The sequence below is a fragment of the Pseudomonadota bacterium genome (assembly GCA_034189865.1).
Lineage (GTDB): Bacteria > Pseudomonadota > Gammaproteobacteria > UBA5335 > UBA5335 > JAXHTV01.
Genome location: JAXHTV010000009.1, coordinates 1 through 20,712, shown reverse-complemented (window position 1 = coordinate 20,712; position 20,712 = coordinate 1). Strand labels below are relative to the sequence as shown.

Annotated in this window: 20 protein-coding genes; 11 read left to right on the top strand and 9 right to left on the bottom strand. The window is 57.3% G+C overall.

From position 1 onward, the window contains the following. The first annotated feature begins 95 nt into the window (after positions 1 to 95). Positions 96 to 1,121, top strand: coding sequence for a ferrochelatase (hemH, locus tag SVU69_06075; protein MDY6942568.1), 1,026 nt, complete (start codon positions 96 to 98; stop codon positions 1,119 to 1,121). On the opposite strand, the gene SVU69_06070 is transcribed toward hemH, so the two are convergent. Next, positions 1,118 to 1,675, bottom strand: a complete 558-nt coding sequence (locus tag SVU69_06070; protein ID MDY6942567.1) for an HNH endonuclease — start codon at positions 1,673 to 1,675, stop codon at positions 1,118 to 1,120. The genes hemH and SVU69_06070 overlap by 4 nt on opposite strands. Before the next feature lie 392 nt (positions 1,676 to 2,067). On the opposite strand from SVU69_06070, the gene SVU69_06065 reads away from it, so the two are divergent. The 7 genes from SVU69_06065 to SVU69_06035 all read left to right on the top strand — a co-directional run bounded on the left by SVU69_06065 (position 2,068) and on the right by SVU69_06035 (position 10,416). Continuing rightward, positions 2,068 to 3,198: a Re/Si-specific NAD(P)(+) transhydrogenase subunit alpha gene (locus SVU69_06065; GenBank protein ID MDY6942566.1), complete on the top strand. Its 1,131-nt coding sequence runs from the start codon at positions 2,068 to 2,070 to the stop codon at positions 3,196 to 3,198. After that, complete coding sequence (locus SVU69_06060; protein ID MDY6942565.1) at positions 3,198 to 3,488, top strand: NAD(P) transhydrogenase subunit alpha; 291 nt, start codon at positions 3,198 to 3,200, stop codon at positions 3,486 to 3,488. The genes SVU69_06065 and SVU69_06060 overlap by 1 nt, the downstream gene beginning before the upstream one ends. Beyond that, positions 3,488 to 4,906, top strand: a complete 1,419-nt coding sequence (locus tag SVU69_06055; GenBank protein ID MDY6942564.1) for an NAD(P)(+) transhydrogenase (Re/Si-specific) subunit beta — start codon at positions 3,488 to 3,490, stop codon at positions 4,904 to 4,906. Before SVU69_06060 ends, SVU69_06055 begins: the two co-directional genes overlap by 1 nt. 358 nt (positions 4,907 to 5,264) lie before the next feature. Beyond that, positions 5,265 to 7,496: a primosomal protein N' gene (locus SVU69_06050; protein MDY6942563.1), complete on the top strand. Its 2,232-nt coding sequence runs from the start codon at positions 5,265 to 5,267 to the stop codon at positions 7,494 to 7,496. A 226-nt stretch (positions 7,497 to 7,722) separates the two neighbouring features. Further along, positions 7,723 to 8,475, top strand: a complete 753-nt coding sequence (locus tag SVU69_06045) for a hypothetical protein (protein MDY6942562.1) — start codon at positions 7,723 to 7,725, stop codon at positions 8,473 to 8,475. A gap of 45 nt (positions 8,476 to 8,520) precedes the next feature. After that, on the top strand, positions 8,521 to 10,023 hold the full coding sequence (locus SVU69_06040) for a methyl-accepting chemotaxis protein (GenBank protein ID MDY6942561.1): 1,503 nt from the start codon (positions 8,521 to 8,523) through the stop codon (positions 10,021 to 10,023). A 114-nt stretch (positions 10,024 to 10,137) separates the two neighbouring features. Then, positions 10,138 to 10,416 carry a hypothetical protein gene (locus SVU69_06035; GenBank protein MDY6942560.1) on the top strand — a complete coding sequence of 93 codons (279 nt, stop codon included), beginning with the start codon at positions 10,138 to 10,140 and terminating at the stop codon, positions 10,414 to 10,416. A 238-nt stretch (positions 10,417 to 10,654) separates the two neighbouring features. Here SVU69_06035 and SVU69_06030 read toward each other — a convergent pair whose 3' ends face one another. The 5 genes from SVU69_06030 to SVU69_06010 all read right to left on the bottom strand — a co-directional run bounded on the left by SVU69_06030 (position 10,655) and on the right by SVU69_06010 (position 14,402). After that, entirely contained in the window at positions 10,655 to 11,122 is a 468-nt protein-coding gene (locus SVU69_06030) for a hypothetical protein (protein MDY6942559.1), read from the bottom strand. A 154-nt stretch (positions 11,123 to 11,276) separates the two neighbouring features. Further along, a complete protein-coding gene (locus SVU69_06025; protein ID MDY6942558.1) occupies positions 11,277 to 12,554 on the bottom strand; it encodes an FAD/NAD(P)-binding oxidoreductase in 1,278 nt (425 codons plus the stop codon). 37 nt (positions 12,555 to 12,591) lie between these two features. Then, positions 12,592 to 13,041: a DUF6691 family protein gene (locus tag SVU69_06020; protein MDY6942557.1), complete on the bottom strand. Its 450-nt coding sequence runs from the start codon at positions 13,039 to 13,041 to the stop codon at positions 12,592 to 12,594. Then, positions 13,041 to 13,469 carry a YeeE/YedE thiosulfate transporter family protein gene (locus tag SVU69_06015; GenBank protein ID MDY6942556.1) on the bottom strand — a complete coding sequence of 143 codons (429 nt, stop codon included), beginning with the start codon at positions 13,467 to 13,469 and terminating at the stop codon, positions 13,041 to 13,043. The genes SVU69_06020 and SVU69_06015 overlap by 1 nt, the downstream gene beginning before the upstream one ends. Before the next feature lie 66 nt (positions 13,470 to 13,535). Then, entirely contained in the window at positions 13,536 to 14,402 is an 867-nt protein-coding gene (locus SVU69_06010; protein MDY6942555.1) for an MBL fold metallo-hydrolase, read from the bottom strand. A 250-nt stretch (positions 14,403 to 14,652) separates the two neighbouring features. Between SVU69_06010 and SVU69_06005 the strand changes: the two genes are divergently transcribed. Continuing rightward, positions 14,653 to 15,033 (top strand): PilZ domain-containing protein, encoded by a 381-nt coding sequence (locus tag SVU69_06005; GenBank protein ID MDY6942554.1) that lies wholly within the window; start codon positions 14,653 to 14,655, stop codon positions 15,031 to 15,033. A 29-nt stretch (positions 15,034 to 15,062) separates the two neighbouring features. Next, positions 15,063 to 15,470, top strand: coding sequence for a peptide-methionine (R)-S-oxide reductase MsrB (gene msrB / locus SVU69_06000; GenBank protein MDY6942553.1), 408 nt, complete (start codon positions 15,063 to 15,065; stop codon positions 15,468 to 15,470). A gap of 56 nt (positions 15,471 to 15,526) precedes the next feature. On the opposite strand, the gene SVU69_05995 is transcribed toward msrB, so the two are convergent. From SVU69_05995 to SVU69_05985, 3 genes are all read right to left on the bottom strand, one after another. Next, positions 15,527 to 15,913 (bottom strand): DoxX family protein, encoded by a 387-nt coding sequence (locus SVU69_05995; protein ID MDY6942552.1) that lies wholly within the window; start codon positions 15,911 to 15,913, stop codon positions 15,527 to 15,529. A gap of 84 nt (positions 15,914 to 15,997) precedes the next feature. Further along, the gene (locus SVU69_05990; protein ID MDY6942551.1) at positions 15,998 to 16,384 is read right to left on the bottom strand and encodes a DUF3775 domain-containing protein; all 387 of its coding nucleotides are present in this window, start codon (positions 16,382 to 16,384) and stop codon (positions 15,998 to 16,000) included. Positions 16,385 to 16,502: 118 nt separating this feature from the next. Then, the gene (locus SVU69_05985) at positions 16,503 to 17,615 is read right to left on the bottom strand and encodes a CapA family protein (protein MDY6942550.1); all 1,113 of its coding nucleotides are present in this window, start codon (positions 17,613 to 17,615) and stop codon (positions 16,503 to 16,505) included. A gap of 348 nt (positions 17,616 to 17,963) precedes the next feature. On the opposite strand from SVU69_05985, the gene SVU69_05980 reads away from it, so the two are divergent. Next, positions 17,964 to 20,357: an EAL domain-containing protein gene (locus SVU69_05980; GenBank protein MDY6942549.1), complete on the top strand. Its 2,394-nt coding sequence runs from the start codon at positions 17,964 to 17,966 to the stop codon at positions 20,355 to 20,357. The last annotated feature ends 355 nt before the right edge of the window (positions 20,358 to 20,712 follow it).

Sequence of the window (20,712 nt, the reverse complement as noted above, 5' to 3'; positions counted from 1 at the left end):
CGCCCTCAAGTAGGTCTCCGCTATGCTATGCACGCCGAAGGCAACGACAACCGGCTCCGAGAGCATCGGCTCGATATGATAAGGATTCCTCGCAGATGACAGGCAGCCATAATGGGCGCGATCCGCACCTGGGCATTGTACTCACGAACCTGGGCACTCCGGATGAACCGACCCCTCCGGCCGTCCGGCGTTACCTCGCCGAGTTTCTGAGCGACCCTCGCGTCATCGAAGCGCCGCGTCTGCTGTGGTGGCCGCTGCTTCACGGCGTCATTCTCCGCACCCGGCCGCGAAAATCCGCCCTGGCCTATGCCAGCGTTTGGGACGACGGATCGCCCTTATTGAGCATTAGCGAACGGCAAGCCGCCGCACTGCGTGAACGTCTGGAAGCCATCGCACCGGAAAAGACAACGATCGCGCTCGGAATGCGTTACGGCCAACCCAGCTTGGAAACCGCACTTGCACAGGTCCAAGCTGCAGGCGCAAACCGCATCGTGGTGTTGCCGCTCTATCCTCAGTACTCGGCCACCACCACCGCCAGCACCTTCGATGCCGTCAGTGACGTGTTGCGGCGGTGGCGGTCTCTTCCGACGCTGCATTTCGTCGCCGGCTATGCGGACTTCGCCCCCTATATCGAGGCACTCGCTAACAGTATTCGCGACCACTGGTCGGCACGGGGCCGAGGTGATCATTTATTGCTGTCATTCCATGGCATTCCGCAGCAATACGCCAATGCTGGCGACCCTTATCCTGAGCAGTGTGCAACCACCGCACGTCTGCTCGCCGACCGACTGGGACTCAAAGACAGCGAGTGGACATTGAGTTTCCAATCGCGTTTTGGCCCGACAAAATGGCTCAAACCCTATACCGACGAGACGGTGCGCCATTTGGCCGGTTCGGGGCTCAGACAATTGGACGTGGTGTGTCCGGGATTCGCGGCCGATTGCCTTGAAACACTCGAAGAGATCGCAGAGCAGAACGCCGATTTTTTCCGTGAGGCCGGTGGTGAAGACCTACGCTATATCCCGGCACTCAATGACCGGAGCGATCACATCGCGGCACTGACCGAGCTCATCGCTCCGTATCTTCTTCAAGCGCCCGACGGAAAAACGCAGGGGACTTAAGAGAAATCGGCGCGGACGCGTCGATGCAAGGGGCTGCTTCGCGGAAAATGAGCCAGTAAAAACTGCATTTGATCAGCCAACACCCGCCGCCCCTGCAGATAGACATACTCCGCGTGGGTGGGCGTAAAAGGAATGGCAAGCAACTGCATACGCGCCTGCTCGGGCGTCCGCCCCGCCTTGTGGTTGTTGCAGCGCTTACAGGCCGCCACCACATTGGCCCAAGTATCCCGTCCACCCTGACTCAAGGGGGTAACGTGATCGCGAGACAAATCACTGTCCCGAAAGCGCTGGCCACAGTACAGGCACAGATTGCCATCGCGTCGGAACAACGTGCGATTGCTCAAAGGGGGTGTGTAGTGCAAGTGAATCCGATGATAGTTGGAACTATCACCTACCGTGGCAATGATGGAATAAATATCCACATGGCTGCGCAAGCCGGTGCGGGCGCAGATCCCACCATGGAGACGATAAAGTGAGGACCCCAAAGAATAGGCGACTTGACCGACGTGATAGAGTCGGGCGGCCTGCTGATAATCCACCCACTCCAGCGGCATGCCACTGACATCGGTCCGAAGCACTTGCTGGCTCAAGTCGTACACGCACCACCTCAAGTGTCGAAAACGAATTCAAGAACGACAAGGCTTGCATCTATATGTCAGAACCGCTGACAAAATGCAAATACAAGCTATTGTTATGACAATAATAAGACGCCCATAGTTGCAAGCTTCGGTTACTCCGGCGGTCCACTGGCCATCATCCGACCCCGTCGCTATAATTGCCGGTCGGCCCTTGTATCCCCTTGCGTTGCACGGATACCTGACCGCGGATGAGCGGTCGGTAGCCGCCGGGCAAGCTATTGCTTGCCCCCGTCACGCACACCGGCTCCAAACATGGATGTTATCGGTATTTCGTTCAGACCTCGTGGCCGGGCACTGGAGACAGAATCATGCCAATTAACGTAGCCGTACCAAAGGAAACCTTAAGCGGGGAGAAGCGGGTCGCGCTTGTTCCCGTCGTTGCCAATAAGATGGCCGACATGGGCCTGAACGTCGTTATCGAGAAAGATGCCGGCAGTGGCGTCAGTCTTGCCGACGGGGCATACGAGAAAGCCACCGCAGTGGCTAACGCCGCTGCTGCCTACAAAGACGCCGATATCGTGCTCAAAGTGCAACCGCCGAGCGCTGAGGAAATCGCGCAGATGAAGGAAGGCGCGATATTGATCGGCTTCCTTGCCGCCCATAAGAATCTCGAGCAAATCAAGCTCTTGCGGGACCGCAAAATCACCGCGTTTTCCGTCGAGTTGATTCCGCGAATATCCAGAGCACAGTCGATGGATGCCTTGTCGTCCCAAGCCTCCGTTGCCGGATACAAGGCCGCTTTGATGGCTGCCGATCAGCTGGGTCGATTCTTTCCCATGCTGACGACCGCAGCCGGGACCATCCGTCCGGCCACGGCCTTGGTCATCGGCGCCGGCGTGGCCGGGCTTCAGGCCATCGCCACCGCCAAGCGCCTAGGCGCACAAGTCGAAGGCTACGATGTGCGGCCGGCCGCCAAGGAGCAGGTCGAATCCTTGGGGGCTAAATTTGTGCAACTCGCCGTGAGTGCGGATGCCGCGGGCGGTTATGCGCGGGAGCTCACCGAAGAGGAAAAAGCCCAGCAACAGGACCTGCTCGCCAAGCATGTGAGCAAAGCGGATGTGGTCATCACGACCGCCGCCGTGCCGGGCCGACCGGCGCCAAAAATCATCACCAAGGACATGGTGAGTCAGATGAAGCCAGGGGCCGTTGTCATCGATTTGGCGGCGGAAGGCGGGGGCAATTGCGAGCTCACCAAGCCGGGCAAGAAAGTACATTCGAAGCATGTCACCATTTACGGCCCGCTCAACGTTCCGAGCATGCTCGCCGAACATGCCAGTGAGATGTATGCCAAGAACCTCCTGAACTTTCTCACGCTGATGGTCGAAGAAGGCCAAATCAAGCTGAACTGGGACGATGAAATCTTGGCCGAGAGCGTCGTCACCCACGACGGCGAAATCAAACACCAAGCCACCCGGGAATTGGTTGAAGGAGACAACTGATGATCGAAGGATTCACCGCACTCTATATATTCATGCTGGCGGCATTCACCGGTTATGAAATTATCGGCCGCGTCCCGGCGATCCTTCACACCCCATTGATGTCCGGGTCGAATTTCGTTCACGGCATCGTGTTGGTGGGGGCCATGGTCGCCATGGGTCAAGCAGACTCTTTTCTCACCCAACTGGTCGGATTTCTGGGGGTCATTCTGGCTGCCGGCAACGCCGCGGGTGGCTATGTCGTGACCGAACGAATGCTGGAAATGTTCAAGAGCAGCAAGGAGGGCAAATAATGGCCGTAGAAGTCGCTCCTTCCTTCGCCAATACGCTCATTAACATCGCCTACTTCGCGACGGCGTTCCTGTTCATCATCGGCCTGAAACGGATGTCGTCACCCAAGACCGCCCGTAACGGGATTCTTTGGGCCGGTGCCGGCATGGTGGTCGCAACCCTGGTCACCTTCTTCCATCCCGACATGGGCTCGGATGTCGGGTTCGGCACTTACTTCTTCATGTTATTGGCCATGGCCATTGGTGGAGGTGCGGCGTGGGTCAGCGGCAAACAGGTCGCCATGACCGACATGCCACAGATGATCGCCCTCTACAACGGCATGGGTGGCGGTGCCGCCGCGGCGATCGCTGCAGTGGAACTGGGCGCTGGCACGCCACATGAAGGTGTGGTGGTCGCACTCGCGGTACTCGGTGGCGTGATCGGTACCGTTTCGTTCAGCGGGAGCTTGGTCGCCTTCGGAAAGCTGCAGGGATTGATCGAACGGACGATCCGTTTCGACAACCAGCATTGGGTCAATCTCGGCCTGTTCGTCGTCATCGCTTTCCTCGGACTGCACATCGTCAACGCGGGCGCTGACGCCAGCGGTTTCGCGATTCTGCTTTTCTTTACTTTGTCGCTGATCCTCGGGATCACCATGACGCTGCCCATTGGGGGCGCCGACATGCCGGTGGTCATCTCGTTGTATAACGCGTTGACAGGCCTGGCCGTGGCGTTCGAAGGGTTTGTGCTGCAGAACGCGGCCATGATCATCGCCGGTACCGTGGTTGGTGCCGCCGGGAGTCTGCTGACTCAACTCATGGCCAAGGCGATGAACCGGCCGTTGACCAACGTCCTGTTCAGCAATTTCGGTGCAGCCAGTGAAGGCGGAGCGGTCGGCGAATCGGGTGGCACGATGAAACCCATCGAGTTACCGGATGCAGCGGTGATGATGGCCTACGCCGAAAAAGTATTGATCGTGCCCGGTTACGGCATGGCCGTGGCTCAAGCCCAACACAAAGTGTGGGAACTGTGCCAGGAGTTGATCGGACGTGGTGTGAAGGTCAAATTCGCCATCCACCCCGTAGCCGGTCGGATGCCAGGTCATATGAACGTGCTGCTCGCCGAGGCGGGCGTGCCCTATGACTTGATCTACGACCTTGAGGAGATCAATACGGAGTTCGGGACCGCCGATGTGGCCTTGATCATCGGCGCCAACGACGTGGTCAATCCGATGGCCCGGACCAATCCGGAAAGCCCCATCTATGGCATGCCCATCCTCAATGCCGACCAAGCGAAAAACGTCATTGTCATCAAACGCGGCCAGGGAACCGGGTTCTCCGGTATACAAAACGCGCTGTTTACGCTCGACAATACGCGAATGCTCTACGGCGACGGGCAGGAAGTGGCCGCGAAACTCATCTCCGCGATCAAAGAATTTTGATCGAAACCCGTGGTCTTTTAGCTTCTTTGAACCGCCCTCTTTGAGGGCGGTTTTTTTATGACGCTACCGTGGTAGCGTCGAAAAACCGCCCAAGTCCCTAAAAAACTTATGCACACAACGCTGCGAAATACGAAACTATTCTGACATAGCGCGCGTTGCTGAATTCCAATCTTCAAATTACCCCGCAAGCCATTGTAATAATTGAACTTGTTTAAAAAAGGGTAAAATGTCATCAATCCGTAACAGAACCAACGCTGACGGGGACTTGCGGTATTTCGCCGGTTTTAATCCACATAGTTATCCACAGATTTTGTGGATAATCGACGCTCAGAATTCAAGATAATGCTAAAGTAACTCAATGATAGGCCGATCTCCCATTATTCGGGTCGCCGTTGCCAGCCCCCTTCGCACTTACCTCGACTATCTGCCGCCAACCGGTTACGCCAACACTGCCATTCAACCGGGCTGTCGCGTTCGTGTCCCTCTCGGTCGCCGAGAGACCGTCGGGATCATCGTATCGCTGGAAGAACGCCCCCATGTCGAGCACGCGAAACTTCGGCCGATCATCGCGCTGATCGATGAGCAGCCCCTTCTGCCCTCGGATATCACCCAACTCGCCGTTTGGGCCGCCAGCTACTACCACCACCCCCCAGGTGAGGTTTTTGCGGCCATATTACCCGGACCATTGCGCCAGGGTGCGCCTGCAGAACGCCGTCTCCCTTTTCATTGGGTTTTGACGCCCAATGGCGCGGCCGCCCTTACGGAGCAATTAGGGGGCCGCGCTATCCGCCAACGGGATGTGTTACTGGCATTAAGGGACCACCCCCAGGGGCTCACCCCGGCGCAGCTCAGGGCCACCCTGGGTGAGGTCTCCGACCCCATCCGCCGCCTTGAGCGACGGGGCTGGATTCAACGTCGACACGGGCAGGACGTTTCTCAATCAGAAGACCCGGTCAGCGGTGCCACGCCGCCGGACTTGACGGCCGACCAGCTCACCGCCGTCTCGGAAATTCATTCAAGCGTCGGCTATTGCACATTTCTGCTAGACGGCGTCACCGGCAGCGGTAAAACCGAGATCTACCTTCAGGCCATCCTGGATACGCTCGCCCAAGGAAAACAAGCTTTGGTCCTGGTACCCGAAATTGGCCTGACACCCCAACTGATGGCTCGATTCCGTGCTCGGATCGACCAGCCGCTCACGCTCTATCATTCCGGGCTGACAGAAAAACAACGACAAACAGCCTGGCTGGATGCCCAATCGGGCGATGCGCGCCTTATCGTCGGCACCCGTTCCGCCGTATTCCTACCTTTGCCGAACGCTGGGCTGATGGTGGTCGATGAAGAACACGATCCGTCCTTCAAACAACAGGACGGTTTTCGATACTCAGCGCGGGATATCGCCGTTTGGCGTGCAAAGAGCCTTGGCATTCCGGTCATTCTGGGTTCCGCGACACCCTCATTGGAAACGCTGCAGAACGCCATCACCGGGCGTTACAGTCATCTCAAGCTGTCCAAGCGAGCAACCGGTATCGCACCGCCGAAAGTCCATCTGGTCGACATGCGACACGTACGAGCGCAGGCGCAATTGTCCCCCACATTGCTGACACGAATGCGAGAACATCTCAGCGACGGCGGCCAAGTCCTGTTGTTCCAAAACAGACGGGGCTTCGCGCCGATTCTGCGGTGTCACGCGTGCGGCTGGATCGCCGAGTGCGAACGCTGCGCCTCACCTTACACAGTCCACCCTGACCGCGACCAGGCCACGATGGTTGGCGAACTTCGCTGTCACCACTGTGGCAAACGCGCACCGGTGCCCACCGACTGTCCCGCTTGCCATGACGCTGCCCCGGAACCGATCGGATCCGGAACCGTGCGTATCGAGGATGCGCTGCAGCAGCACTTTCCAAACGCCCGTATCGCACGAGTGGACCGGGACGCCACCCAGCGAAAGGGCACGCTGGAAAAACTGCTCACAGAAATCCGCGCCGGGCACTACCAAATTCTTATCGGCACTCAAATGCTGGCCAAAGGACATCACTTTCCCAACGTTAACTTGGCCGCTGTCCTCGATGCCGATCAAGGGCTCTACAGCACCGATTTTCGAGCCGGCGAGCGCTTAGGACAATTGATCGTCCAAGTAGCCGGTCGTGCCGGACGCCACGCGCGGCAGGGAGAGGTTTTAGTTCAAACGCACCACCCCGACCACCCAATGCTCGGCCTGTTAATCGAACAAGGCTACGGCGCGTTCGCGCGCGCGCTTTTAGGCGAGCGCGAACGCGCCGGTTGGCCACCGTTCACGCGCATTGCACTGCTGCGCGCGGAGGCCAGCCAAGCCGAGCTACCCATGGCGTTCTTAAGCTGGGCCCGTCAGGAAGCAATACGGCTGGACTCCCAATGCCTGCTCCTGGGACCGGTGCCGGCCCCCATGCATCGTCGTGCCGGACGGTACCGGGCTCAGCTGCTGGTTCAAGCGGACAGTCCCGGCACACTTCATGCACTTTTGACCCCGTGGATCCACAGGATTGCCGAAAGCAAACCAGCCCGCCAGGTGCGCTGGTCGGTGGACGTTGACCCCTGCGACACGCTCTAGCAATTCAGCGACAATCGGTCACAACGGCTCGTCCTTCCGCGGCTCCCGACCCACAGGCCATCAAAACGCTTCCCCAGAAACCGTCAATGCTCGGTTCTTTACTACTGAAGCGAATCCGGTGCACGCCCCTAAAGGTTTGGTTTAGAAATGCCGATTTAGGCCACGTTGACCGACAAGAAACGGGGAAGCGCACCACAACCACGGTGACACCCCACGGGAGAGCCAGATGATCGATTTGTCATGGGACACCACGGAGCCCACCTGGAAACGAAACTACTCTCGGGCGTGCCTTGCATCGTTAATGCTATTGACGCTGCTGGCGAGTTGGCCTGCCCAAGCGGCAACCATCGACTTCGATGGCCGGCAGAGAATTATCGCCACGCTGGAGTTTCCACTACAAGGCCAAACGGGTCGCGATTTCCTACCCACCGCCCGGCTGTCGTTGGAAAACCGTCGCCAACTGGAAGATACGAGCCACGTCGCAAGCGTTGGCTATCAGTTCGACTTCCGGCCGGGTAAGACGGCCGCGGCCAACACCGGTTTTTTTGTCGGCACCGAGCTCTCATCCTACTGGGCGGCGGAAAGCCTGGTGGTCGACTATGCCTACCAGGACGTTCCGTTCATGCAAAAGCATGTGGGACGGATCGTATTGAATGATGAATTCTATGGCGAATACCAAAATCTGGCGCCTGTTTACAAAGCCTTGGTTGGCATCGGTGTGGTGGGCGTGGCAGCGCTGGCCATCTCCAACAGCAGCTCGGATAGCGCATTCGACAAAATCAACGATGACAACAACGACGGCAATGACGACGGCGGCGATGACGACGCATCCGCAGGTGGCCCGCTGAGCGACTTCTTGGACGAGTTCAAACAAAATCTCTCGCTGTCCGGACTGATCCAGAACATCGATCTCTCCGCGGTATTTGGCTTCATCGTCGATGCTATCGGCGAAGGCTCGGGCGACACAGCCACGCCTTGAATCCTGTGACAGCCTGATCGATCCCAAATTAAGAGCCATCAACACATGGAACAAAGCGAGTACACACTGGATTGCATCCGTCGCCAGGGCGACAAGATCATGGTCAGCGTCAACTGGTTTTTGTTCGCGGTCGCTCTGGCCTTCGCGCCCATGCATTCCACCTGGGGCGTCGCACTGCTGATCGGTTTGCCGGCGGCTGGCGTACCCAGCCTGCTATATCTGACCATGCCAGGCACGCTCGGATCCCGCCTGGCTAATGCCACCGCATTCATGGTCTTCTCGGGCCTCACCATTCATCAGGCCCACGGCATGGTCGAAACGCACTTCGGCATTTTCGCGCTGCTCGCATTCTTGCTCTATTACCGCGACTGGATGCCCATCGTGATCGCAGCGGGGGTCATCGCCGTGCACCACTTGTTGTTCAATCAGCTCCAGCAAGCCGGCTACCCGATCTTCGTCTTTCCCACCGCCGACGGCCTGCATATGGTGCTGGTCCACGCTGCGTACGTGGTGTTCGAATCGGTCATTCTGGTTTACCTGGCTATCCAATTCCGGTCGGAAGCGCAACAGGCGGAGGAGATTCACCGGATCGGACAGCGTCTGATCGTCAGCCATGAAGGAAATATCGATCTCACATACCGCACCGAACAGCCGGCCAGTCAGTTCGCGCAGGGTTTTAATGCCTTTATGCGGGCGGTGCACGACGCGATGCGCAATGCAACCGACGCCTCAGACGCACTGACCACCTCGGGTACCGACATGATCACCCTAGCGGAACAAGCCCACAAAGGGGTTCAGGAACAGAAGTCGGAAATCAACCGCATGGCCGAAGCGGTTCAGGAAATGGCCTCGGTCGTTCAGAGCGTCGCCCGCGATGCGGAGGGTGCTGCCTTGGCCGCGTCAGACGCGGACGATGCCGCCAAAAACGGTCGAAACGTCGTTACAGCGACGGTGGACGCGATTCAAATGCTAGCCAACCAGGTGCAGGAAGCCTCGGAGGTCATCACCCAACTGGCGTCCGACAGCGAGAATATCGGTGCCGTGCTCGATGTGATCAAAGGGATCGCGGAACAAACGAATCTTTTAGCGCTGAACGCCGCGATTGAGGCGGCACGGGCCGGCGAGCAAGGCCGGGGGTTCGCCGTGGTGGCCGATGAAGTCCGCACCTTAGCCAGCCGTACCCGGGAATCGACCAACGAAATCCAAGAGATGATCGAGCGCCTTCAGGCGGCGGCGAAAAATGCGGTAAATGTGATGCAAACCGGCCGCGAACAGGCGAGCGCGGGGGTGACTCAGGCCGCTGACGCCGGCAAAGCCTTGGAGGCGATCACAACCGCTGTGGCCACGATCCGGGACATGAACGTTCGTATCGCCTCGGCGGCGGAAGAGCAAAGCGCCGTGGCCAGTGATATCAACGTCAATATTGAGAACATCCGTCGGGGTGCGGACGCGTCCGCCGAGTCGACGGAACAGACCAACAGCGCAACCGCCGAGTTGGGAGATTTAGCCGCCCGACTTCAAGCTCTCGTCAAACGATTTAAAGTTTGACGTGATCTGCAGAGGGAATGCTCCGTACCCCAATCGCCGCAAACTTGGATTGATGTCTCATGGAACGCGTTCCAGAGCTGGAACTCATGGACGCACCGGCGTAAGCAGCGGTTTGTGCCGCCGCCTTTTCGCAAGCCCACGACCAAATCATCGATGCATTCCGGCGGCATGTTGCGGACGCTGGCCCTGGGCCGACGGGCGGAGGCGGGCACGGAAGAGCGGACTGAACTTGAGTTGGGACATCAGGATCCCGGCCGGGAAGCAAGCGACCACACGATGATATCCAATGGCCTGCTGCACCGCCTTCAGGAACCCAGTGCGCTGTGGCAGACGCTACGCCGGATCGGCGCCAAGGATGCCTACGTCGCCGTCATGGACCTGATCCGACCGTGAGATCGCGATGAGCTGGATATTTGGGTTGAGCGCTACGCGGGCGATGCGCCGGCAGTGCTGCGCGAGGACTTCCGACACTCGCTGCGGGCAGCTTATCGTCCAGTTGAGGTCAAAACCCAACTCGACACGGCCAAGCTGTCGTTGAAGGTAGATACCATCGGTGATCGGCACCTGCTGGTGCGGGGACGGCTGACAACGCCGACCGACTCGCGTGATCGGCTAGGATCGATCTGAAAACTCACTGATCCGCCAGACCCAGAATCAACTGCTGATCGTCCACGTCAGACCGTGCCACGCCAAATCCCGGATAAACGGTGACATCAAACCGATCGCTTTCCCGGACATCAACCGAGATATGGGACAACAGCGTGGTCTTTAGCCGTTCGGTATCTGCGGCCAAGGCGTAGCGCTTGATGACATGGCTGTATCCGTTCAACGGATCAAAAATGTTGAGCACGATGCTATTGAGCGTATGCACATCACCCGCCCGAGCGTAAATGTTCTCCTTGCGATGGTACTCTTTAAGGTTGACCCATAAGCACAGACTAACGGCTTCCGCCACAAGGCCGTGCTTGTGTCGCATCATGTATTCCCAAAGACGAAAATTCTCGAGCTCGACGAAACGAATGCTGGTCTCGGACTGCGGATTGCGGATATGGCAGCGAACCAACTTCTGCGAGTGTAACTCTGGATGCGCGGTCGTCATGTCGGCTCCTGGCGATTGACTGAGGGATTTTTCGAACGAATCTTCTCCTTTATCGTCCAATCCCGCCAATTGTTCAGCCCATCGCCCCGGAGCGGTTCCCAATGGCCGCTCGGGGCGAATCGACCGCGTTCTCCCAAGAGCGGAAAGACGGGCCCTAGTCGTTGGTCAGCCGCTCGATCCCCAAGACGCGCAACAGATATTTTTCGACGAATGGCTCGGACACGCCGTGTCGCATCTTGCGAAGAAAATAACGCTCGAAACCGATTTTCGCCAAATGCACCCATTTGCCTTTTTTTGCCCAGGTGACATTGCGCGGCGGAATCTGGGGCAAGGCCACAAACGCAAACCCCGTATCGCCGAGGTCGGCCAGACAGATCGCGTTCCAGGTGCCGGTAGCCGTGGGCGTCTCACCAGCGAGCTCCGCGGCGATATTCTCCTTGATGGCCGTGACCATCGATTCGATCATGTAACCGGTTTTCGGAGCGCCGGTAGGCACCGGCGTGGCCTCAACGGGCGGGATGGCCACACAGACACCAGCGGAATAGATAGTCGAATATCGGGGATTGCGTTGCTGCGAGTCGACCAGCACGAAACCGCGTGGGTTACACAGACCGGGCACGCCGGCCACTGCGTCGACACCGCGGAAAGCGGGCAACATCATGGAAAAATGGAAATCGAGTTCGTGCTGCGCTTTCGGATTTCCATCCGCGTCCACTTCCTCGACGAACATTTTTCCGTCTTCGACCCGACTCACCTTCGCATTGGTGATCCACTTGGCGTCTCGTTGCCGCAGTTCCGATTCCAGCAGTGACTTGGAATCCCCCACACCGCCGAGACCCAGATGCCCGATATAGGGTTCGCTGGTGACGAACGTTATGGGCACTTTGTGCCTCAGCTTTCTTTTCCGCAGATCCCGATCGAGAATCATGGCGAATTCGTAAGCCGGACCGAAACAACTCGCCCCTTGCACGGCGCCGATCACCACCGGCCCAGGGTCTTTAAGAAACGCTTGATAGGCCGCGTAGGCCCGTTCCGCGTGATCGGTGGTACAAATCGAATGAGTGAACCCCTCCATCGGCCCCAGGCCCGGCACCTCATCGAAAGCCAATTTGGGCCCGGTGGTGATGACCAGATAGTCGTAACTCACCGACTCACCGCCTTCGAGCGTCAGCTGCCGGCTTTCCGGCTCGATCTGCGTGACCGCCTGACCGATAAACTGAATGCCTTTTCGAGCAAGCACCGGCGCCAAGGGCAACGTGATTTTCTCACGCGTGCGCCACCCCACGGCGACCCATGGATTGGACGGAACGAATTCAAAAGACTCGGACGCGTTGATAAGCGTCACCTGATGGGTCGAGTCCAACGCTTCACGCATTTCATAGGCCGCCGGTAGTCCACCAATACCGGCCCCAACGATCACGACATGTGCCATCTCCAATGCCCTCCTGACGCACTAGCCGGAGGCAAGTTCAATGGATACTCGCCCGGCGTTTAACTGGAAGTGAATCGCGGCGACGCTGAAAACCACGTGCCACGGCTGAACCGGCCAACATCGCCGGCAGAAAGATCCAAGGCTCCCAAGTACTCAGCGCTAAAGCCCCAACGGCGGCGCCGGGACAATAGCCCGCCAAACCCCAGCCCACGCCAAAGACAACTGAACCGAGAATCAGCGGTCTATCAATATCTCGCCGCGTGGGGAGTTGAAACACATCCCCCCAAACCGGACGAACACGACGGGTGACATACGGGAAGGTTGCCAGTGTCACGGCGACCGCGCCACCGACCACCAGGGCCAAACTGGGATCCCACGTACCCAGAACGTCCATAAAATTGATCACCTTGTTCGGATTGACCATCTGAGACAAGGTCACCCCAAAACCAAACAAAACCCCGGCGATCAACGCACTGATTCTCGCCATTACAACGACACTCCCAACAACTGTCGAGCCACAGTGACTGTGACGATCCCGGCACCAAGAAAGGTCAGCGTGGCCACAATCGAACGGACGGATAAGCGGCCGATTCCACAAACGCCATGCCCGCTGGTACAGCCGTTCCCCATCCGCGTACCGAAGCCCACCAGAAAAGCCGCCACGCCCAACAACAATGGCGAATACCCTTCGCGGAGTGCAAAAGCCGGCCCCAGGGTGAGTTGGTGTAACAAAGCACCGCCCACCACGCCCAGGAGAAACAACCATCGCCAGCTTCGGTCACCGGATGATTCGACCGCACCATTGACGATGCCGCTCAAGCCGGCGATGCGGCCGTTGAACAGTAATAGAACCGTAGCACTCAGGCCGATCAAGGCACCACCGATTAGTGCCGAATAGGGGGTGAAATTTTCCATAATCAAATCTTCAATCCACAAGAATGGAGGACGATACCGTCGCTGAATGAGTCTCCCACCGCGGGGTCAGAACACATCCAATGGCAGCTTCAAATAAGACACGCCATTTTCTTCCGGTTCCGGCAAACGTCCGGCGCAGATGTTGACCTGTACCGAAGGAATGATGAGCTTCGGAACGGGCAATTTGGCGTCGCGCGCGGTCCGCAATTCGACGAACTGGTCTTCCGACATCCCTGGGCCGACGTGAATATTCCGCTCCTTTTGCGCCAAAACTGTGGTTTCGCACTCGAAGTCGCGGCCGTCCGGCGGGTAGTCATGACACAGAAACATTCGGGTTGTATCCGGCAGTGCAAAAAGACGTTGAATGGACTGATACAACAACCTCGCGTCCCCGCCCGGAAAGTCGCAGCGTGCCGTGCCGTAGTCCGGCATAAACAAGGTATCGCCTACGAATAACGTATCGTTAAAGAGATAACTGACACTGTCGGAGGTGTGGCCAGGCGTCGCGATGACCCGGCCTTGCAAGTTGCCGACTCGAAACGTTTCCCGGTCGCAGAATAAATGATCGAAATCCCGACCATCGGCTATCAGTGCATCATCGGATAGGTTAAAGAGGGTCTTGAAACGGCCCTGTACGGTTTGAATCCCCTCGCCAATAGCAATCTTCCCCCCGACCGCTTGCTTTATATAGGGTGCTGCCGTGAGATGGTCTGCGTGGGCGTGGGTTTCTAGAATCCAATCCACCGTCAGTGCGTTTTCCCGGACATAGGCCAAAATCGCATCCGCCGATTGATGGCGCGCTCGACCTGACGGCAGATCAAAATCGAGCACGGGATCAATCACGGCTGCCCGTCGTGTCTCGGGATCCCAGATCACATATGAAAACGTGGAGGAAGGTTCATGTAAGAAAGGCTCGACGCAGGGGCGTGCCATCGACGATGTCTCCCATTCCGAAATTATTAGATGAGAATAATCTAATTTAGATATTACTCATTTGTAAAGGGCTCAGTGAATGGAGAGCGCGAAGGCAACTTGCGTCACATCACAAAACCCGTCAAGCTGATCGAACAAGAAAATAACGAACTGTGGTCACCCTATCCGGATGTCCGGCCGGAGCGACACAATCATCCGGCCATCAGGTAAAACCACATCACCAAACTATTCCAATTCAACGACACTAACAATGAATGTGGAACGACGGAACTTCACGCGAATCGAATTTGCCAGTCAAGTAGAGCTGCAAAACAGCGGCCGACGCTTACAATCGGAACTTCTGGACATCTCTCTTAAGGGAGCGCTCATCACCCGGCCCGAAGATTGGCAGGGAGCACCCGGAACCGAAGGGTGCCTAATTATCCGCCTAGGTAGCGACGATGACGTGATCGAAATGCAAGGCCTGGCCGTGCATGTCGACGACGAACGGATCGGGTGGAAATGTACATCTATCGATTTGGACAGCATTACCCATCTGCGCCACTTGATCGAATACAATTTGGGGGATACCGAAGTCCTGCATCGGGAAATCGGCGAACTGATCCAACTGCCCGACGATGACGCGGTCTAAATCGAGCGTTAAAAGGGGAATGTTCTGATATGGCAGATCAAAGTGATCATGACGATGCACATTGGCGGCAAAAATTAACCCCGGAGCAGTATCAGATAACGCGTCGGGGCGGGACCGAACCCCCCTTTACCGGGATCTACCACGACTGCAAAGAACCCGGTCTGTACCGCTGCGTTTGTTGTGAAGCGCCCCTATTTAGCGCCGAGACGAAATACGATTCTGGATCCGGCTGGCCCAGTTTCTATCAACCCTTCAGCGAGGCAGCCGTTAGAACCCTGGAAGATTTCAGTCACGGGATGCACCGCACCGAAGTCCGATGCGCCAACTGTAACGCCCATTTGGGTCACGTGTTCGGCGACGGCCCGAATCCCACCGGACTTCGCTACTGCATCAACTCGGCATCACTCGATCTGGATCGAGAACCCGATTCGGCCTAACCCCGGTCAATCGCACCCGAGACGCCCCTCAAGGGTTGCCGGTGCCGGCCTCATGCCTAGTCTTCCTGCACCGCATAACGCCCCGCCCCCAGCAACAACACTGCAAGGGCGGTGAATAAATAAAACGCCTGCAGCTCCAAACGCCAACCACCATGGGAAGTCAGCGCGAATAGGTCACCCAAATGCGCAAGCACCAGCGCAAAGAACATGTTGATCACAATCAAAAGCGCCGCAACACGCACTTGCCAACCCACGATCAGCATAACCGGCGCAATGATTTCACCCACATACACGCCGTAGGCCACCATCTCGGGCAAACCGGCTTGCGCAACCAGATACTGAACACCACCGATGCCATAAATCAGCTTGTTTACGCCGTGGAAGAGCATCAATCCGCCCAAGGTCAACCGCAACACCAATTTGGCTAGATCGTCCGTTCCCATATCGCGCTCCTTATCGGGAAAGACCGCACAACTCAACTGGCACCCCACGAAGCGGTGACAACAGCATGACGACGCTACAAAACCTCATTCTTCGCAGTCGTAGCCAAGTTCCGCCAGCCCTTCCCGGAGATAATCCGCCACGTTGGGCGTGGCCAATAGATATTCAGCCGTGCGTAAATTGGCATTACGATCGGCTTCTGCCAAGGCTGCTTCCCATTCCTCGGCAGCAAAATCACCCCGACCGACCCACATCAAGGCCACCAGGTTGGCTTGTTGATCCGGCTCAAGGTCCTGAATCGTGGTTTGCAGTTCCTGGAAGGTCAGGTCGTCCCCATGATCAGCCAGTACCTGTAGCGCCCAGTCATCGGTGGGATTAGATGGTACTTCCGGAATCACCACCGCTTCTTTGGCATGAAATGCCCGAGCTTTGAGGATAATCGTACACACAATGGAGGGATTGAGGTCTAACATCCGGTTAGCTCCTGGTGACCTGCCCATAACGCTAAGCATCACGATCAAATCACAAGACCGCGGCCGTCACGACTCTAGTGATTGTCGGCTTTCCCCTGCACCGACGCAACGCCGAACGCTACCACAACAACTTCAGGTGACCGCTTTTGGTGGGTACGACACGGGCGCCGTGCTTTGCGCACTCCCGCTCCAACATTTCACGAAGCCATTGGGTCTCCTCTCGGGACGCCGCCTGCAAGCGAAACCGACATACCCGCATGGGAACCAACTCCAGATCGACCAACCCACCTTCCCCGTCAATGGTCACCAGATAGAGCAAGGTCAAATCCGGCCGATAACATTCGTAGCCCGAGATCCCTTCGTAGTCGTTCAGCAAATCCCCACAGCCATAGAGAATCAAGCGCCCGCTGTGTACGCCGATCCCCAGTGGATGATGAGATGAGTGGCCATGGACAATGGACACGTTTGCCTCGTCAATCAGGGTTTTGGCGAACGCTTGATGGTCGGCCGGAACGGCGTAACCCCAATTGCCGCCCCAGTGAATGCTGACCACGATTACATCATCCACAGCGGTGTGGTCGCGTATCCGCATAGCCACGTCCCGAGCGGATCTCGCGGATACCTCCGACAACCGGGCCACGCCCGGTTGGTCCGCTCGCGCATCCCATTCCGGCGGTACACCGCTGCTCCCGGCGGCGAAGGCAAAAATCTTCAATCTCGACTGCGGCGTCGCCCGAAGGGTTAGAGGCGCAATCGCTTCATCAGACCTCGTTCCGGCACCGACGACCGAAACTCCCGCCGCGCCAAGGGTATCCAGCGTGTCTTGCAAGCCCACATGGCCCCAGTCCAACACGTGATTGTTCGCCAACACAGCCACGTCAATGCCCGCCGCAGTCAGGCAGTCGACGTTGTCCGGATTCATCCGGTAATTGATCCCTTTTCCAGGCCACGGGTCATCACATCGGGTCACAGCGGTTTCCAGATTGATCACGCGGAGGTTAGGACGGAAATCCGCCAGCACAGCCAAAGCGTCGCCCCAGATGTACGAAGCCGGGGTCCTGCGTGGGATGGGACCATTGACCGCCTCCGCCAGCGCGACATAAGCCGTGGCGGAATCCAGACCTGGTTCGTAGATCCTCGGCTGGCTGGGATGGGACAGGATCTGGTCGACGCCACGCCCCGTCATCACATCACCGCAAAAGAAAAGACGGGTCCGCGCCCTTGTCGTCATCCTCGTTCCAGAACCCAATGTTCAGTAAATTATTCACTCACCACTCTGACAATGGAAACGCCAGAAACCCGAAACATACTCTGAAATGTCCACCATAAATGATGGCCTTCTCGTATAGGAATACTTTGCATTTGATCAAAAAAACTTTTCAAAATGTCCGGATAGTCCTACTATTTGATAATACTCACTTAACATGCTGGGCGGGCAAACCATGCATGATTCATTTTGGGAAGACTCAACGCTCTTCACAAAAAGGCGCAAATCGCTCGGGAAGATTTTGTGAGTTTAGCCAATCACGGACCGAGCCTTTCTCGGCCCAGCAAGCCAACGCGTCTCCGGCGCAAGCTGATGTATATCGGGCCACTGCTCATTGTCATCGGGGGCCTGCTTGGCCTCGCTCTGTTCAGCATTGACATCCTCTCGGCCTGCCGAGCCTATACCGGCGGCGAAAGCCTTTGGTCCAAAGGGCAAAAAAGATCCATCGTCTACCTTCAGCGCTATGCCGAGTCGGCAGACCCCAATGACTTCGAGATCTATCAAGCCGCCTTGGCCATCCCCCTCGGATACCGGCAAATGCGCTTGGAACTGGAAAAGCCCGAGCCGGATCTGCAAGTGGCACAGAACGGCTATCTCCAAGGAGGAAGCCATGCCGACGATTTTCCCAGCGTGGTGCGCCTGTTCCGCTATTTTCACCGAACCCCACTGATGGCCGATATTCTCGAGGTATGGCGGGAAGGCGATCAATACATTCTGAACATTCAAGCCATCGGCAAGCAGATTCATCATTTAGTAACCGTACAAGGGACAACCGGAGAAGAGCTTTCAACTCACGTGGCACAACTCTCCCAGATCAACGAGATTCTCCATCCGCTGGAAATTCGATTTTCAAATTTATTGGGAGAGATCTCGCGCTTCGCGGGGGTATTGCTGTCCGTCAGCCTGGTAACGGTCACCAGTTTATTGCTACTGATTGCTCTTCGGTTCTCCTGGCGGAGCCTGTCGAAGAGCGACGCCGCCGAAGCGATCATTCGAGCCGAGAAAGAGCGGGCGCAATTTACCCTCGCGGCCATCACTGACGGCGTGATCCGAACCAACGGCGTGGGCTACATCGAATACATGAATCCGGCGGCGGAACAGCTAGCCGCGATAACCCACGAAAATGCTCGGTTGAACCCCGCATCCGAGGTGATCAAGCTGGTCGACAGTGAGACCCGGGAAGAACTCAATTTACCGGGAATCCGGCTAAGCGGCGGCAGTCCGAAACCGACACGGCTCGGAGACAATACGACAATGATGCGGCCGGACGGATCGACGCTTGCGGTCGAAGGCTGGGTCATGACGCTATGCGACGAGCAAAACATCGCCACGGGACAGGTTCTGGTCCTTCACGACGCGACGGCGGAACGCGAAGCGGCGGCCCGCTTGACGTTCCAAGCTTGCCACGATGGGCTCACCGGTCTTTTGAATCGTCGCGAGTTTGAATCCCGTGTCGAATCGGCCTTGCGTTCAATTCAAAAGACCGGAAAACCCCACGCTATCCTGTACATCGACTTGGACGGATTTAAGGCCATCAACGACGGACATGGCCACTTTGCAGGCGATCAGTTACTCAAGCAGGTCAGCGCCGTGCTCGCTTCGCGATTGCGCGAAAGTGACAGCCTGGCCCGGATCGGCGGCGACGAATTCGGCGTGCTGCTCGAGAATTGCCGGCAAGCCAACGCGCAGCGAATCGCCGAGGATCTTCGCAAAGCGGTACGCAACTTCCGTTTCTCCTGGAATGACAAGACGTTATGCGTCCAAGCCAGCATCGGACTGATCCCGATAACCGAAGACGCCGGCAGCACATCCGACATCCTCCGCGCCGCCGACGAAGCCATGTATCTGGCCAAGGACAGCGGCCGCGATCGCATTCACATCGGAGAAATTCGCCAAACGCGCAACAGGACTCTCAAAGGCGATATGGCATGGGCCAAGCGCATCAGAACGGCCCTGGATGAGAACGGCTTTGTGCTCCATGGTCAGCAAATTCGAAGCACGCAAGCAGCCACCGCCGAGCATCCTCACCATCTGGAAGTACTGGTTCGTATGGTCGACCACAAAAACCGCTTGGTTCCGCCGCGGGTTTTTCTACCGGCAGCGCAGCGCCAGAATTTGGCATGCGACATTGATCGCTGGGTCATTCAGGCGGCCTTGAACCGATACGCCCGCTTGACCCGCACGAGCGCTCACGGCGCACCATCGACACAACGTTGGTTCATCAACTTGTCCGACTGTGCACTGGCCGATCCCGAGCTGACAAAATTCATTCGTCGCGCGTTCAATGACTCGCGCGTGCCGTTTGAAGCGTTTTGCTTCGAAATCACCGAAAACAGCGCCATCACCAATCTTAACGATGCTCACGCCTTCGCCAGCGCCGTCAAACAACTCGGTTGCCATGTGGCACTCAACCACTTCGGCAGTGGCGTTTCTTCTTTCGGCAACCTGAAAAACCTGCCGGTGGACTACGTTAAAATTGAGGGTGAGTTAGTTAAAGACATGGTATCGAGCGCAATGGATCGCGCCATGGTGGAATCTATCCATCACGTTGCCCGGGTCGCCGGAATCCAGTCCATCGCACCTTGCGTAGAAAACCGGCAGGTTCTTCAACGTCTCCGCTGCCTGGGCGTGGACTACGTCCAGGGTATCGGAATCTCCCGCCCCGCCCCGTTGCCCAACCCGCAACTGGACATGGCATCGGCATAACCGACGCGCCATAACGTCGCATTTCACTAAACATTAATGACCAGCCCATCGCGCCGTCCGTGGCCACTACAGGCACATCGACTGCTGCCCGATGGGTGATACCGCCGCCATCGAAACAACAGCAAATAACCAAATTAATGAATTAAAACAGCATCTTGTCTTAAGCTCAGAGGTGCTTCCAGCGCGCCTCCTCCACTGTTTCGCTGCCCCCCCAATCAATCGTTCATAACCGATTGACTCAAGATTCTTCATGTTCAGCAGATATAACCGACTGTTAGCCGAGAAACGCTCATATGCCTCCCCGGCTCAGCCGGACACAAAACTACTCAAAGCGGAGAACACCCCCATGACCCTC